This window comes from Psychrobacter sp. Choline-02u-9 (genome assembly GCF_002836505.1).
In the GTDB taxonomy this organism is placed as follows: Bacteria; Pseudomonadota; Gammaproteobacteria; order Pseudomonadales; family Moraxellaceae; genus Psychrobacter.
In genome coordinates this window covers 29986-45540 of record NZ_PJBF01000049.1, presented here as the reverse complement: position 1 = coordinate 45540, position 15555 = coordinate 29986, and the positions used below count along the sequence as shown (strand labels likewise).

Sequence of the window (15555 nt, the reverse complement as noted above, 5' to 3'; positions counted from 1 at the left end):
AAGTAGGTATTATTACCGTTAACCCTGCTCATTTTTAAGCCAGTAGAGATTATGTCGTTATTTTCACACCGTACTCATGCTAGGCTCAAATCCAGTACTGCTACATCAGCGTCAAGCTGGCAAAGCGGTACTGGCAATGCGTTACATCGACGTACTGTCATACCACCGTGGTTCATCAATATAGCAAGCCTCATTCTTATGGGGCTTTTGGTGTTATTGAGCTTATCTATTGGGGTGGCTGACTTTTCGTGGTCAGGTATCTTGCAAAGCCTGCTGACCCAGAGTGCTAATTCCGATAGCTCGCTGCTATTGGTTAGCCGTATACCGCGTACTATCGCCATTATTTTGACTGGTATTGCGATGGCAGTGGCTGGGATGATTATCCAAGTAGTACTAAAAAACCGCTTTGTAGAGCCATCTATGGTTGGTGCGACTCAGAGTGCTGCACTTGGTTTGCTGGTGGTCAGTTTACTGTTCCCTGCCAGTGCGCTCATTGTAAAAATGGGCGTGGCAACCATCGCTGCTGTCTTTGGCATGATGCTATTTATGCTGCTCATTCACCGTATTCCGCCTACTGATTTTTTGATGATTCCACTGATTGGCATTGTCTTTGGCGGCATTATTGAAGCCGTCACTACCTTCATCGCCTATCAAACCGAATCACTACAAATGCTGAGCGTGTGGCAGTTTGGTGATTTTTCGGGCGTATTGGCAGGGCGCTATGAGCTGTTGTGGCTGACGGGTGGACTGTGTGTGCTGGCTTATATTATTGCTGACAAGCTGACTATCGTCGGTTTGGGTGACAATATCGCCTTGAACTTGGGTATTAGTAAGCGTCAAGTCACTTGGATTGGCGTGGGTATGGTAGCCATGATGAGCGCTGTCGTGGTCGTGACTGTAGGCATGATTCCTTTTATTGGGCTGGTCGTGCCAAACATTGTGAGTCGCCTAATGGGAGATAAGTTACGTCGTAGCTTGCCAGCAGTTGCCCTACTTGGTGCTTCAGCCGTGCTGCTATGCGATATTATCGGGCGCTCTATTCGCTACCCATTTGAAGTGCCTGTCGCCACTATTTTTGGTGTGGTTGGTACGGTGCTGTTTTTATGGCTGTTATTACGTGCGCCAGCTGAGCAGTAGCACCATGTCCACTAACTATGTATTAATTTTCAGTACTCACTTACCGTCGTTCATTTTTTGCCTTATTAGATAAGCTTGGCACCATAGGATTTTTGTATGTTCTCATCAACTAAGCTTACTTCTACCAAGACTGGTGCTACCAAAACCAGCACAGCGATAGATAACTCATCTTCAGCAGATGGTCAGTATTCAGCCGCTGCACAAGGACAGTTGGCAAAGCTTTGGACATGGATAGCTGCCCATCCAAAATCTATAGCAGCTATTATTCTAATTATCTCGATGACCTTGTTTATGACACTCAATGTCAATGGCTATTGGGACTTTGCGCTACCATTACGCGGCAAAAAATTGCTGGCACTAATGGTGGTTGGCTATGCGATTGGCGTATCGACATTACTGTTTCAGACGTTGACTCACAATCCAATTCTAACGCCCTCCCTACTCGGGTTTGACTCACTCTACGTTCTGTTACAGAGCTTACTGGTTTTCTTTTTAGGTGCGATTAGTTTTACCAGTCTCGATCCTATTGCCAAGTTCACGTTAGAGATTGTCCTGATGTTTGGGGCATCTTTATTATTATTTAAGTTATTATTTTCTAAAAGCAGTCAGGATCTGACACGGCTAATATTGGTGGGCGTTATCTTTGGCGTGTTGTTTCGCAGCTTATCAGCACTCATTGCACGGTTGATTAACCCTGATGATTTTGTGGTCGTACAGTCTGCCAGCTACGCGCAGTTCAATACGGTCAACCCTCAGCTACTAGGTATCAGCTTATTTATCTGTGCCATCACTGCGATATTTGTGTGGCGCTGGCGTTATCAATGCGATGTGTTGATGCTCGGACAAGCACAAGCCGTCAACCTTGGTATCAACTATCAACGTCTGGCATTTGGTCTATTAACTGTCACCGCTGTACTGGTTGCCACGGCTACCGCTCTGGTCGGTCCAGTGACTTTCTTTGGTCTATTGGTTTGCGCATTGACCAATCGTATCGCGCGACATATGTATCACACTGAGCGGCTGATATTGGTCAGCTTGGTTGCTATGATTTGCTTAGTGCTGGGTCAGACTATCTTTGAGCAAGTGTTAGATATGGCAGGCGTATTATCCGTGGTGATAGAGCTAGCGGGCGGCTTAATGTTCTTGGCATTGATATTTATGTCTCAACGCCGTTCGTTATAACGACTTAGCCGACATTGTTTATTTAGCTGATGCTGTTGATAAAGAAAGCCCTAAGACTTTTTTAAATAAGACTGACTATGATTAAACTAAATAATATCTCTCACCATATTGGTAAACAACAAATCTTGCATGACATTACGTTGTCCCTCCCAACGGCGCAGGTGATTGCTTTGATTGGGCCTAACGGCGCTGGGAAGTCTACGTTGTTTTCTGTCATGGCTCGCTTGCAACCACTACAATCTGGGCAGGTGAGCTTCGCTGTAGATAATGAGGAACGTGACATTGTCAGCTGTCAGGCGCGCACACTGGCCAAAACTGTCGCTATGCTTGGGCAAGACAATCATGTGCAAGGACGTCTGCGCGTACATGAGCTACTGATGTTTGGGCGTTACCCTTATCATCAAGGGCAACCGACCGCTGACGATCAGCAAAAAGTGCAAGAAATCCTCGAGCGCTTTGAGCTTGAGCCACTTGCCGAGCGTTTCTTGTCAACGCTATCGGGTGGACAGCGACAGCGCGTGCTGATCGCTATGATTGTCTGCCAAGATACACCCTATCTATTGCTCGATGAGCCACTAAATAACCTAGACATGTATCATGCTGGTCGGCTGATGCGTGAGCTACGTCAGCTTAGCCACAATCAGCAAAAAACCGTGGTGATCGTCCTGCATGATATCAACCAAGCGGCACAGTTTGCAGATACAGTAGTTACGATGAAAGCAGGAGAAGTGACGGCTGTTGGTTGCCCTGCTGACGTTATTACTAAAGAGACGATGAAAGATTTATATAACGTCGATGTCACTGTCCTAAGTCATCAGGGTCGTCCAGTGATTGTTGATACGGTTTAAGTACAGCATTTTGCAAATAATAAAAGAAATTATAGATGCATAGAGCGCTATTAAATAATCGATGGATAAACTACAAGAACCTATCTCTATTAATTTTAGTGATTAGCCTTTGCCTGTTTATTTATTATGCTCTAAATAAGGAGATATCAAATACCTTTTTTTGGTTAGGAATGACCTTATATGGTCTAAGATTAGTGGTTATTCCTATGGATTTTACTCAAGACATTTCTTCAGTAGATTACACAAAGAACTATGATGAAAATAGTAGTTGGCATAGATGGGTCATGATAGGTGAGACGTTTGCTTTCTTCATTTTTACTGTCTCAATAGCATACACAATATTTTTGCAATTAAATTTATAACTAGGGCATGCTTTTGAGTCAACAGATAACTATCTAAATAAAAACATACCCTAGAAATATCACTATATTACCTACCCTTTTGCGATGCTTTAAGTCGTTGCTGTCGACCTTTCCACCACAGATAGACGCCCGTAACTGACAACACTGTCACAGCCAAACCTATCAATGCTAAAAATATTTGATACAGCAAATGGCCAATACCTTGACTGATATGCCCCATATGTAAGGTCGATAGCCATTGATCGGCTTTGCTGCCAAATGATGAACTTTGATAGCCAAAATTTACACGCTCGATGCTACCAGTCCTTGCATTGACGGTAATAGACGAAGCGCCGCCTTTTTTACCGATATCTCTATCTGTTTTAAAACGCAGCTGCCATTGACCTTCATCCTCTACCCAGCGTACGCCCAATAGCTGTTGTACTGTCATGCCCTTACTTTTGGCAGCGATGTCTGCTTGCTCACTTAAATAAGCAATGCTATTGGCTTTGTTGACCACATCAACAGACTCGACATCGACAACCTCATTGTTTACAACCTTAACCCTAGTCGCTGTTTCTGCACCAGACGCCTGCTCTGCTTTTTCTAATGGTTTTCTTGAGTTCTCCTGTCTTTCACCTCTTCCCTCAAGCCCTACGACAGCGTGCATCACAGGTTGATAGACCTCTCTTAGGTTAAAACCAACACTCGACCACGCGATGACAAATAAGATCCCCCAAAGCCATAATCCAAAAGCATGATGTAGATCATAATTCAATTTAAACATATTACTTTTGGTACGAATTTTCCACGCTGGTAACCAGCGTTTAAAAAATGAGGCACGTTTTTTAGGCGAGGTTTGGTTCTGTGCTTTTTTCTTGATTGCTCTAGGAAATGTTAAGTAGAAGCCAATAAAGCAATTAATCGTCCATACGAGCGCGACAATCCCTAGTAGCAATTTTCCAATATCACCCAGTAATAAATCGCGATGTAACCAAAACACTTTCCACATGGTGTTGTGCCATGCCCACTCATCTCTATCACGAGTACCAATGATATCGCCAGTATAAGGATGGACATAAACTTGTTGAAACGGTGCTTTTGGTTGGTTTTGGGCGACTTTTCCTCGCGCTCTATCTACCGAAAATACAGCTGACCTCTCTGCTGCTATCGAGGTTGGCATGCTAGAAAAAGTATATTGAGGATACGCACTGATGACCTTGTCATGAAGCTCGGCAATAGGCAGATGTGATGCATTTTGTTTCTCGACCTGAGCCAGTTTATGGTTGAATATATCGTCTAGCTCGTCATGAAATGCCAATAATGTGCCAGTAATACCAGTGATAATCAAAAAGGCTGCCATGGCAAGCCCAGTATAACGATGGAGCCAAAGACAGCTATAGCGAAGGTTAAATGACATAAATAAATCTGCTGTTATATTGTGATAGTTGTTTACTAAATGATTATTTATTGAATGGTTAGAAAAGCGTGTTAAAGGGAGTTACTAACAGCATAAAAGGTCTAAGCAAATAGCTCAGACCTTTTATATTGAACAAACCCTATGTCTAACTATTAAAAGTCAACGCTAACATCGAACACATAAGTACGACCAGGCTCATTAAACGTACGTGCACCAGCATTCGTAGCGGTACCCTCACGATAAACACCCTCATCAAATAAGTTTTTGATACCAGCACCAACAGTAATCGCTTTTGTCAAATCATAGCGAGTGCTCACGTTGGCAATGGCATACGGTTCGCGATCAAGCAACGGGTCACCACTATCTTCTCCAGTCGTAACTGAAATCGTTGGGGCTTCAATCGTGCCATAGTAGCTCACATCAAAACCAGCATTCCACTGAGGCGTGATATCCCAATCGACACCCGTGTTTACAGTGAACTTAGGAATGAGCGATAATGGCTCGCCATTGTCTTTACGCTCAGAGCGGATGTTACCAGTGATATTAGAAGACCACGAAACATTGTCAGTGACTGGTACTTGTACAAAACCTTCTAAACCTTCGACAATTGCTTCACCTTGATTGTCCCATTGAAAGATAGAACGATTTGTCGCTGGGTCTACCGCCACACGATCCGTACCAGCACCAATGCGGTTATCATAGGCATTATGGTAGTAAGTCAAACCAGCATTTAGCCCAGTGCCATCATCATAAGTAAAGGTGATCTCTTTATTCCAAGATGTCTCATTTTCTAGGTCAGGGTTACCTAATACATGACAACCTCTTTCATCAGCAGGTACCCAAGATGGACAACCATTGCCACCAGTATAGTAAATATAGTTTGGATCAAGCTGATATAATGAAGGGGCTTTAAACGCACGACTGACGCCGCCTTTCACTGACCAATCAGGACTAAAGTGCCAAGTAGTATTGATACTAGGCGACCAATTACTACCAGCCTCGCTATGATAGTCGAAGCGTAGACCTGGAGTCACATACCAGTCAGGTATGATCTCGTAGTTATCTTCTAGATATGCACCTATGAGGTAAGCGTCTGATGTTGGATCACGCTGTTCAGGATCGGTTTCTACGTCACCAAAATCAAAACCATCTGCAAATGTCATATCAGATACCACAGGGTTATCCAGCTTTTCACCGCGGAACTCTGCACCAGCAGTCAAGGTATGACGATCAAAGTAAATATCCCATTCTGATTTGGCATTTAGCGTATCGTAAGTCGCCTCTGTCCATTCAAAATCCTCGCCGTCGTCAGGTATGACAATCTGTCCTTCGCCACCACCCGCACTACCTTCACCTAGGCGCTCATTAATTGTCCGAGTGTACTCGACGAAACTGTTACTACTAGCGTCATCATACTCGCCGCGATGCGTGATCGCCGCGCCATAGCGTTGCATTTTGCTCGTTGTTTCACCTTCTAATTCGTCTATCAACGTTTCATTCACGGTTTGGAATAATGAATCACCCGCCCAGCGGTTTTCTTGACGGCTATAATTCACTTCAAAACCGACCGTATTCATCGCATCCATCGCGTATTCAAACAATTGGCGCACATCGATATTTTCGACACCTTCAGTACCTGCCGCTACCGAGGCAGCCGGACCACTGCGCCCGTCAACAATCTGTGCATCTTTGGCATTGATATAAGGATCATCGCCTTCACTATCGTGATAACCAAGAGTGGTACGCGAGGACAGTTTATCCGTCAATGCACCTGCCATATTGATATTGGTACGCCAGCTACTGCCTTCTAGATCGCTCTCTGGTGCCTCATAGTGACTACTGATAGAAAACTCTGGCTCAGTCGGACTCTTAGTAATGATATTTACCACACCGCCCATACTACCAGAGCCATAACGGGCTGCTGCTGGACCACGCAATACTTCGATGCTTTCGATAGCGCCTGGTGGTACCCACTGCGAGTCACCACGCGTGTCTTGCTCACTCCCACGACTAGGTCGTGAGGAATTACGAGAAGTCACAGGACGACCATCGATTAAAATAAGTGTATTGTTCGGACCCATACCACGCAAATCGATTTGGCGCTGGTTACCACGTTGACCTGACGTCGATGAACCCGACAAATTCACACCTGGCATCTTACGTACAATCTCTGAAATATCATTAGAAACTGATGCTTTTTCGATGGCTTCTTCACTAATAACAGACAGCCCAGCTGCTTGTTCTAGCTCGTCCCTTGCTGCCCGCACCACAATTGTATCCAATGTAGCTGTAGGCACAGCTTCTTGGTCGGTCGCCCCTTGCACAGCTACCTCATCACTCTCTGCAGCAAAAGCGGTACTACTAAGAATAGAAGTCACAGCGATACTTAGTAAAAGCTTACCAGTCACGACGCGTTGAAGTTTTTTTGGAGAAGTGATGACTGAGAAATCAGAGCAACCTGATTGGTTTGACATAAGTAATATTCCTTGAAGCGCACAATTTCGTTAATACCTGTTTATCTCATCGTCAGTGAATGGTTTTAGCCACTTTTTATGCAATGCTTCGGATGCATTCTCGGTGCAAGTACACATAAATAAACGTCTAAAATTGACATACGATGGTCGGATAGACGTGTCCGTAAATATATGTGTTATAAAAACATGACTAAAATATCGCCAAGAGGCTTAGCTATTGAGAGTAAACGAATAAGGGTATCTACTAAGTAGGGTTAAAAGTTTGATGACGCTGTAACTATCATTAGCTAACGAATTAAATATTTAGCGTAAAAAAGTCTCTATAAATAGAATAGAGCAAAGGGTCATTAACTGTTCTGTAAAGAACGAAACACACTTTAGCAAGATAAATATAAGAATGCAAACATTAATGATAATAATTATCATTAATGTTTGCATTCTTATATTTGGTCCAGTTAACGGTTGAATTAATGCTCAATATATTTATAGAAATGCCTGATAGTTTCAGTTGTATAAGCGCTACCCTGTCAAACCTTGTCGATATTTCCAATATGATAACTCGGCCAGTTAGAAACATTATGTGTCAGATTCAAAAGTTCGACGTTTACTTACTCTATGCCCATATTCACTCACAACTATTTCCTGATAATTTGAAAGATATAAATGAGCTTCGATGATAGCTCGCTGTTGTTTAGAGTATTGGCATAGTGCTCGCATACGATTTAACTCATATGCTATTTATACGGTAGCCTCACCTTCTACCGAACAAGCAACTTAACATCTAATCTTAGATAAATCGCACTCTCAAAAATCTCGTAAAAAAAGCCAGCTCCCGTATAAGACAGCTGACTTTATAAGTACGATTAGACTTAAATTCGATAAGCTAGATTAGAACTGATAAGTTAAAGACGTTTTGATATTACGTCCCATTTCAAAATCAGTATAGGCATCATCGATAGAGTTACGTGACGCATGGCTTGCATAAGTCTCATCAAAGATGTTGTATACACCTAGCGTGGCCTTCAAACCTTCGATTTGAGTTGGCGTGTAAGTCATGAAGATATCGTGCACATCATAGCCTGGTTTTTCGTTGTCATCACCAGCGGTATTCGGTGTCACATCGGCGACATAAGTACTGCGCCAGCCAAGCTCAGTAGTATTGGTTGGAGCGTAACCTAGGTTAACCATGTACTTATCGCCAGACTCAGAGCCACTGCCACTGACAGAAGAGATATTGTAACCTGTATCTTCGCCTTTGCTACGTGCACGAGCATAGCTTAGACCCATGTTGAAATTATCTGCGCGATAATCAGCTGATAACTCTACGCCTTTGATCTTAAAATCTTCGTCATTATTAATGACACCTTGGCAGGCTTCAGGGGCAGCACTTGTACCTAGTTGCCCAGTGGTACAATTCATACCAGTTCTACTGCCACCTGCACGTACGAACTCAATATAGTTTTCGATATTGGTTTCAAAGTACTTAGCGCTCAGTTTTAAAGAGTCATCAGCCATGGTCAAACCACGGAGCGTTGTCGCAATACCGACTTCTGCATTGTCACCTTCTTCTGCTTTTAGGTCATTGTTCACATAGGTATCAACACCGTCGGAATTAAAGATCGCTTGGCTAAGATCTGGACCATTAAATAACTGCGTATAGCTCGCAAATAGCTGGGTACGCGGTGCAATCTCATAACTGGCAGCCAATGCGCCAACGACATTGTCATAAGTCTTGCCAGCCGATACATACTCTGGTGACTCATAACGGTCATAACGGACGCCTGGCGTTAAACTAAGCTTACCCATCTGCCATTGGTCTTCCAGATACACTGAGGTATTGGTTGCCTCATCAGTGCTCGCCTTGCCAAAATCGCGCGCCATCTCAGATTCTTTTTTGTAATGCTCAACCCCAGCGATGAACTTATGAACCCCTGGCACACCGTTGATGATGCTGCTATCAACGATACTGGTGTTCTGTATTTTGCCGCCTGTGGTTTTGACTTCCGCATCAAACTCAAACCCAGGTACGCCATCAGAGTTACGCAAAATCTGCGTGCTGGTCTGATATACATTGGCGTCTACATTGACCAACTGGTTGGCAGGACTGTATGCGTAGTCAAGCGCATAGGTATCGCGTTTGACTTCCTGCGGGATGATTGGGTTCCAACCACCAGCAGGAAAATCTGGACGTAATGGGAACTTGCCTTTGTTTTCGGTACGGCTAAAGCTAGCGCCTACATGATGATCACTACCGACATACGCACCCGCTTTTAATAAGATGTTTTCGCCTTCGCTGTTTTCCGTTTGGATTTTACGGCCTTTACCATCTTCACCAGCGTCCGCATCGCGTTTGCCATAATAAGCCAGTAAATCAATATTTTCTGTTGGCGCACCATACACAGTAGCTGAGGTTAGCAGTTCATCATTGTTGCTGCCGTAGCCTGCATGCAGCTTAGCACCTACTTTTTGACCAGGCTTAAGTAAATCTGCCGCGTCGACTGTCTCAAAAGCAACCGCACCGCCGATAGCATCATTACCGAGCGTCACTGAGTTATTGCCCACTGACACCTCTGCTTGTTTTAGCAGATCTGGATCAATCGTGACATCACCCATATGGTAGAACAACGCGCCTTCTTGACGTGCGCCATCAATCGTTACTTTTAGGTTGGTATCATCAAGACCACGTACACGAATACGTTGGTTGACTGATGAGGTACCGCCTACGCTTACCCCCGGTACGACGTCCAGAAAATCGCTCAGATGGCTTGCTTGAGCTGCTGGCGTATAGTCATCTATATAGACAGAGTCTTCTTGTACACTATCGCGGACAGAGCTATTTGCTGTCACGGTAATCGTTTGCAATGTCGTGTTTGGCATATCTGCTGCCGTTGCGGCACTGGCAGCTTGTGCACACAATACCGCTGCTACACCCATAGATAGCACAGTCAACCTGCTAGATAACTTTACTTCGCGCATAACACATTTACTCACTTTGTTTACTGTCAGAAATTAGAATGTTTAGAATTATTTTTAAGGGCTATCATCGAAAAAACCCTTAAAATAGTGCCTACCAGAAGATTAAATACCTTGAAATACTTAACTCATCTTGCGAATAACATGATTAATGTTAATGATAATGATTAGCGTTTAAATAATGAGAGGCATAATAACGAATTATTAACACTTTGGCAATAATTAATATAATAAATTCTCTGTTTTAGCTCTTAATATACTGAGAGAGTGCAAAAATTCTTCGATACTGGTTATAAACTTATCAATTAATATGATTTTGGCTATGTATTAAGGCTATATGTAGTCAGGCGTAGGAGCTTATCACGTCTATAGCAGTCTGCTATTAACTTAACTCATCACTTGTTTTTATTGTACTACTGTACTAGAATACTGAAACAAGATAGTTCTCAGCGAAAAATCGCTCAATAAACGACCTATCTATTTTCTTTGGCTAAGATTACCTATTATGACTACCGATCCTTATCAGAGCTTAGTGAAACATTTGACCAACTGTACTAATAGCGCAGATATCGAAAAGCTGCTCAGTGCTCTGCTGACAGATAAAGAGCAGCACGACATTGCCAACCGCATTCGTATCTTTGACTTGCTAGATCGTGGCATCACCCAACGTGATATCTCAGAGCAACTAGGTGTTGGTATCGCCACTGTCTCTCGCGGTGCCAAGGCCAAGCAAAGCCATGATGTCAGCGCGTTACTGGCTACTCATAGAGACTGCTCTTAACCCTTTGAACAACAGTATTTAGCTTTTTACTGACGACTCTTATACTTATTAATCGACACTTATTAATCAACACTTATTAATCAACACATATTTGAACCTTTTCGGACTTTGTTATGACCTCTAGCACTCGCATACAGACCAAGCCTGCTCCTATCGATATCCCGAGCAAACCACAACGTATCAAACTGACGCAAGATATCGATTTTTTTGCATTATTCAAACGTATCGAAAGCGCGTTTGATACCTGCTATTTACTCGAATCATTAGGTGAAGACAGCCATATCTCGCGCCATCATGCGATCGGCTTTGACCCTGTGACAACTATCGCCGCATTAGATCGCAATACGCTTGCGATTACCGATAATAAAACTGCTGAGGTAAGTCATTATCAAACTGACAACCCTTATCAGCTATTGCGTGATATAACACCGCAGCATGTTATCGCCCGTGACCAAAGCGGCGGTCTGGTCGGGTATTTGGGTTATGACTGCGTGAACTTCTTTGAACCTAGCCTCAATGCAAAAGCCAGCGAAGATTTTGAACCATTTAAGTTTGGCGTGTATCTAGATGGATTGACCCTAGATAAGATGACTGGGGAAATTTTCTATTTTTATTACCCAACTGCTCAGCAAGAAAAACGCATCGAGCAAATCAAAGCTCTACTCGATGAGCCAACGCCTAGCTATGAAGCGCCTAAAGTTGAATTTTTAGGTGATGGCATGAGCCAAGAAGAGCATGCCAATGTCGTCATGCAAGTCAAAGAAGACATCATCGCTGGGCGTATTTTTCAGTGCGAGGTAGGCTTTAAGTCTAAGTACCGTATTGCCGGTGACAAGATGCCGATTTATGAAAAGCTACGTGCCGTTAACCCATCACCGCATATGTATTTTATGAAATTTGCGCAGCAATGCATCATTGGTGCCTCGCCTGAGCTGTTATTCCGCTTGCGTCAGGGTGAAATGGAAACCTATCCGCTCGCAGGGACTGCCAAGCGCGGCGCCGATGTGATCGAAGACCGTAAGCTTGCCCGCGCCTTGCTCAACGATGACAAAGAGATTGCCGAGCACAATATGCTAGTCGACTTACATCGTAATGATATTGGCCGTGTGGCACGATTTGGTACGGTAAAAGTACGTAGCCTCATGGACATTAAGCGCTTCTCTCACGTGCAGCATATTTCTTCTGAAATCGTTGGTATCTTGCATCCTAACGAAGATATGTTTAGTGCCCTTGCTAGCAATTTCCCTGCTGGGACGCTATCAGGCGCACCTAAAGTAGAAGCCATTAAAGTCATCAACGAGCTAGAGCCGGATGGTCGCGGTGCTTACGGCGGTGCATTAGGCTCGTTCAATTTCAATGGTGATTGTATCTTTGCCATTCCTATTCGCAGTCTGTTTATCAATGGCGAGTCTGCCTATGCTCAAACTTGCGGCGGTAACGTTTACGACTCAAACCCAGCCGATGAATACTTAGAGATTCAGCGTAAACTGTCGGCGATGAAAGTCGTATTAGACAGCTTTATGCAATCATAATTGAAGCTAAACGTACTGAATAAATTGACCATATTTTACCTAGCACTATTTTTACAAAAGAGTTTATGACCCATGAATGTTTTAATTATCGATAACTACGACTCGTTTACCTTCAATCTCTACCAATACGTGGGTGAGATTTTGCAAACCTTAGACCGTGATGAAGAAGCCAGCGTCATCGTTAAACGCAATAACGAAATTACCTTAGCAGATGTGCAAGCGATGAATCTTGATAGAATCATTATCTCACCTGGCCCAGGCTCTCCCGATGATCCGGCCTACTTTGGTATCTGTGCCGAAGTGATCGAAGTAATGGGTAAAACGAAGCCACTACTGGGTGTGTGCCTCGGCATGCAAGGCATCGCTCATGTGTTCGGCGGTGATGTGGTACGCGCCAGTGTGCCGATGCATGGCAAGGTCTCATCAATTCGCCATGATAATTCAGGTATCTATCAAGGCTTGCCACAAGAGCTTGAGATCATGCGCTATCACTCACTGGTGGTAAAAGCCGACACCATCCCAAGCTGTCTTACGATTACCTCAGTAGTCGCTAATGAGAGCCGTGCTGACTTAAGCTTTGCTGAATCAGCGCTGACAGGGGATGAGATTATGGGACTGGCGCATAAAGAGTACCCAATTCAAGGCGTACAGTTTCATCCTGAGTCGTTTGCCACTGAAGGCGCTAAGCGATTGCTAAGTAATTTTTTATTGCAGGTGTAAGCACTACTATCCAGCCACGCCTTCTATTTTAAATGACAGTCGATTAAATTTAGACCACGACCTAGTAGCCACTTATTATCTTTTAGTGATAGACTCAAAAGAATAAACAAAAGACAGCCTTTAATCAGGTTGTCTTTTCTTATTTCAGTATTGCTTGGAGAGATTGTATCAATAGCAATCTTACAACATCTTGTGTCACTTAGAGCGTAAGAAGAAAACAGTATGGCAAACATCGACAACGGAATGACGACCCACTCGCATCAATCATGGCTAGGCACCATTCAAATCATCACGGCTGCTATTTGCTGGGGTACATTGGGTATATTCTCGACTTACCTAAACCAAATTGGATTTAGTGGTTGGCAAGTAACCATATTACGCATCGTCACGGCAGCCTTTATCATCTTAGCCATGCTACCAACACTGTGGCCCCACCTTATCAAGTTACAGCCAAAACAATGGCTTGGACTGGCGATGCAGTCGTTGATAGGTGTCCTTGGCATGTCGGTCTGCTATTTTTTTGCGGTCAGTTATGTCGGTGCTGGCCCTGCCGTTGCCTTACTCTATACCGCGCCCGTATTTAGTTTATTGTTCTCAAAATTCTTACTGAGTGAGTCCATCACTCGGAAATCAGTGTTGCTAGCACTAATGGCAGTATTTGGTGTTGGATTGACGATGTTAGGTGAACAAGCAAAAGTTAACTGGGGTATTTTACTCGGTCTATCAGCCGGGATGTGTTATTCGTTATATGGTGTATTGGGCAAGCGCGCGATGCATTATGCTCACCCTGCCCCTTTGGTATTTTTCACTTCCATTATCATTAGTGCTGGCGTACTACTGCTCTTGCCTGAGACCTATAACACTTATGATCAGCTATTAGATCTCCCCTTAATGACTTGGGGCTATGTTTTAGGATTGTCATTATTGGGAACCGTCGTGCCATTTGGGCTATATATGAAGGCATTGGAGAAGCTGCCCGCCACTCGTGCATCGGTATTTACGATTTTTGAGCCATTGACTGCGATTGCGCTCGCGATGCTGTTACTACATCAATCTTTGTCTTGGATTCAGTATTTGGGTGTGGCGCTTATCTTACTGGCGGCTTTGTTGAATGCTGTATTAAATGGTACCGCCACTCGTGTACCTCGCTGGTTAAAACAACGACAAAAAGTATAGTTTACTGTCTACTCATTTGAGATATATCCTATTTATTTCGACAAAAAAAGCCCCAACCATAGCATCATGATTGGGGCTTTTTTGTTTGATTACTTACGCAAAAACAAGCGTATTTACTGCTCAATACGTTGCAAAAATGCCTGCGTACGAGGATGCTTTGAGTCCTCAAAGAGCTGTTTGGCACTGCCTTCTTCGACCACATGACCATCCTCAATCAGTACAACATGATCGGCAACGTCACGAGCAAAGTTGATTTCGTGAGTCACTACGACCATCGTCCAACCTTCAGAGGCGAGCTGCTTCATTGTCTCTAGCACATCCTGTACCAACTCTGGATCAAGTGCAGAGGTTGGCTCATCAAACAGTAATAATGACGGCTCAATAGCAAGCGCACGGGCAATACCAATACGCTGCTGCTGACCACCAGATAACTGGAACGGATAGAGATCCGCTTTGTCCGACAGTCCAACTTTCTCTAGTAGTACCAATGCCTGCTCACGGGCTTGCGCTTTGCTTTGCCCCTGTACTACCGTAGGCCCAAGCATCAAGTTTTCAATGGCTGTCTTATGTGGAAACAAGTTATAAGACTGAAATACCATACCTGATTTACGCTGTAAGGCTAGTAGCGTTTTTTTGCTTGGCTTAGTCGCAAAGTCCACGCTCAAGCTATCGTCATCAAAAGCAATCACACCTTGGTCAGGAATCTCTAGCGCATTCAAACAACGCAAAAAGGTGGTTTTACCCGATCCTGAAGGTCCTAATATTACGACCACTTTGCCTTTATTAATGGTCAAGTCGATGCCTTTTAGCACCTGATTGCCACCGAAGGCTTTATGAATATTAGTGACTTTGATCATAAAAATTCCTGTTGTACTAGGGCGTGTCATCAATTAGCCCATTCAATCATTTAGCGGTCTTAAAATGGCTAAATCTTGTCAAATATCGTCAAAAATATTGTGAATATACCTATA

11 protein-coding genes are annotated in these 15555 nt (G+C 43.7%); 7 read left to right on the top strand and 4 right to left on the bottom strand.

Going from position 1 to position 15555, the window contains the following annotated elements:
- Window positions 1-51 precede the first annotated feature (51 nt).
- From CXF69_RS07050 to CXF69_RS07040, 3 genes are all read left to right on the top strand, one after another.
- Window positions 52-1137 (top strand): ABC transporter permease, encoded by a 1086-nt coding sequence (locus CXF69_RS07050; protein WP_101205183.1) that lies wholly within the window; start codon window positions 52-54, stop codon window positions 1135-1137.
- A gap of 96 nt (window positions 1138-1233) precedes the next feature.
- Window positions 1234-2319 (top strand): iron chelate uptake ABC transporter family permease subunit, encoded by a 1086-nt coding sequence (locus CXF69_RS07045; protein ID WP_101205184.1) that lies wholly within the window; start codon window positions 1234-1236, stop codon window positions 2317-2319.
- 77 nt (window positions 2320-2396) lie between these two features.
- A complete protein-coding gene (locus tag CXF69_RS07040; protein ID WP_101205185.1) occupies window positions 2397-3167 on the top strand; it encodes an iron ABC transporter ATP-binding protein in 771 nt (256 codons plus the stop codon).
- 429 nt (window positions 3168-3596) lie between these two features.
- Here the strand turns inward: CXF69_RS07040 and CXF69_RS07030 are convergent, their stop codons facing one another.
- From CXF69_RS07030 to CXF69_RS07020, 3 genes are all read right to left on the bottom strand, one after another.
- Window positions 3597-4928 (bottom strand): PepSY-associated TM helix domain-containing protein, encoded by a 1332-nt coding sequence (locus tag CXF69_RS07030; protein ID WP_102078508.1) that lies wholly within the window; start codon window positions 4926-4928, stop codon window positions 3597-3599.
- Window positions 4929-5080: 152 nt separating this feature from the next.
- Window positions 5081-7402 (bottom strand): FepA family TonB-dependent siderophore receptor, encoded by a 2322-nt coding sequence (locus CXF69_RS07025; protein WP_102078507.1) that lies wholly within the window; start codon window positions 7400-7402, stop codon window positions 5081-5083.
- A gap of 888 nt (window positions 7403-8290) precedes the next feature.
- Complete coding sequence (locus CXF69_RS07020) at window positions 8291-10378, bottom strand: TonB-dependent receptor domain-containing protein (protein ID WP_102078344.1); 2088 nt, start codon at window positions 10376-10378, stop codon at window positions 8291-8293.
- 502 nt (window positions 10379-10880) lie between these two features.
- On the opposite strand from CXF69_RS07020, the gene CXF69_RS07015 reads away from it, so the two are divergent.
- The 4 genes from CXF69_RS07015 (at window position 10881) to CXF69_RS07000 (ending at window position 14584) form a co-directional block, all read left to right on the top strand.
- Window positions 10881-11156 carry a Trp family transcriptional regulator gene (locus tag CXF69_RS07015; protein ID WP_102078345.1) on the top strand — a complete coding sequence of 92 codons (276 nt, stop codon included), beginning with the start codon at window positions 10881-10883 and terminating at the stop codon, window positions 11154-11156.
- Window positions 11157-11269: 113 nt separating this feature from the next.
- Complete coding sequence (locus CXF69_RS07010; RefSeq protein ID WP_102078346.1) at window positions 11270-12688, top strand: anthranilate synthase component I family protein; 1419 nt, start codon at window positions 11270-11272, stop codon at window positions 12686-12688.
- A gap of 72 nt (window positions 12689-12760) precedes the next feature.
- A complete protein-coding gene (locus tag CXF69_RS07005; protein WP_101205192.1) occupies window positions 12761-13408 on the top strand; it encodes an anthranilate synthase component II in 648 nt (215 codons plus the stop codon).
- Between the two features lie 222 nt (window positions 13409-13630).
- On the top strand, window positions 13631-14584 hold the full coding sequence (locus CXF69_RS07000) for a DMT family transporter (protein ID WP_101205193.1): 954 nt from the start codon (window positions 13631-13633) through the stop codon (window positions 14582-14584).
- A gap of 113 nt (window positions 14585-14697) precedes the next feature.
- Here CXF69_RS07000 and CXF69_RS06995 read toward each other — a convergent pair whose 3' ends face one another.
- Window positions 14698-15441, bottom strand: a complete 744-nt coding sequence (locus CXF69_RS06995) for an amino acid ABC transporter ATP-binding protein (RefSeq protein ID WP_057761251.1) — start codon at window positions 15439-15441, stop codon at window positions 14698-14700.
- Window positions 15442-15555: the final 114 nt, after the last annotated feature.

Bases quoted from the DNA above. Each gene is read 5' to 3' on its own strand.
- CXF69_RS07000 (WP_101205193.1), top strand. From the start codon at position 13,631: ATGGCAAACATCGACAACGGAATGACGACCCACTCGCATCAATCATGG.
- CXF69_RS07045 (WP_101205184.1), top strand. From the start codon at position 1,234: ATGTTCTCATCAACTAAGCTTACTTCTACCAAGACTGGTGCTACCAAA.
- CXF69_RS07015 (WP_102078345.1), top strand. From the start codon at position 10,881: ATGACTACCGATCCTTATCAGAGCTTAGTGAAACATTTGACCAACTGT.
- CXF69_RS06995 (WP_057761251.1), bottom strand. From the start codon at position 15,441: ATGATCAAAGTCACTAATATTCATAAAGCCTTCGGTGGCAATCAGGTG.
- CXF69_RS07010 (WP_102078346.1), top strand. From the start codon at position 11,270: ATGACCTCTAGCACTCGCATACAGACCAAGCCTGCTCCTATCGATATC.
- CXF69_RS07050 (WP_101205183.1), top strand. From the start codon at position 52: ATGTCGTTATTTTCACACCGTACTCATGCTAGGCTCAAATCCAGTACT.
- CXF69_RS07020 (WP_102078344.1), bottom strand. From the start codon at position 10,378: ATGCGCGAAGTAAAGTTATCTAGCAGGTTGACTGTGCTATCTATGGGT.
- CXF69_RS07025 (WP_102078507.1), bottom strand. From the start codon at position 7,402: ATGTCAAACCAATCAGGTTGCTCTGATTTCTCAGTCATCACTTCTCCA.
- CXF69_RS07040 (WP_101205185.1), top strand. From the start codon at position 2,397: ATGATTAAACTAAATAATATCTCTCACCATATTGGTAAACAACAAATC.
- CXF69_RS07030 (WP_102078508.1), bottom strand. From the start codon at position 4,928: ATGTCATTTAACCTTCGCTATAGCTGTCTTTGGCTCCATCGTTATACT.
- CXF69_RS07005 (WP_101205192.1), top strand. From the start codon at position 12,761: ATGAATGTTTTAATTATCGATAACTACGACTCGTTTACCTTCAATCTC.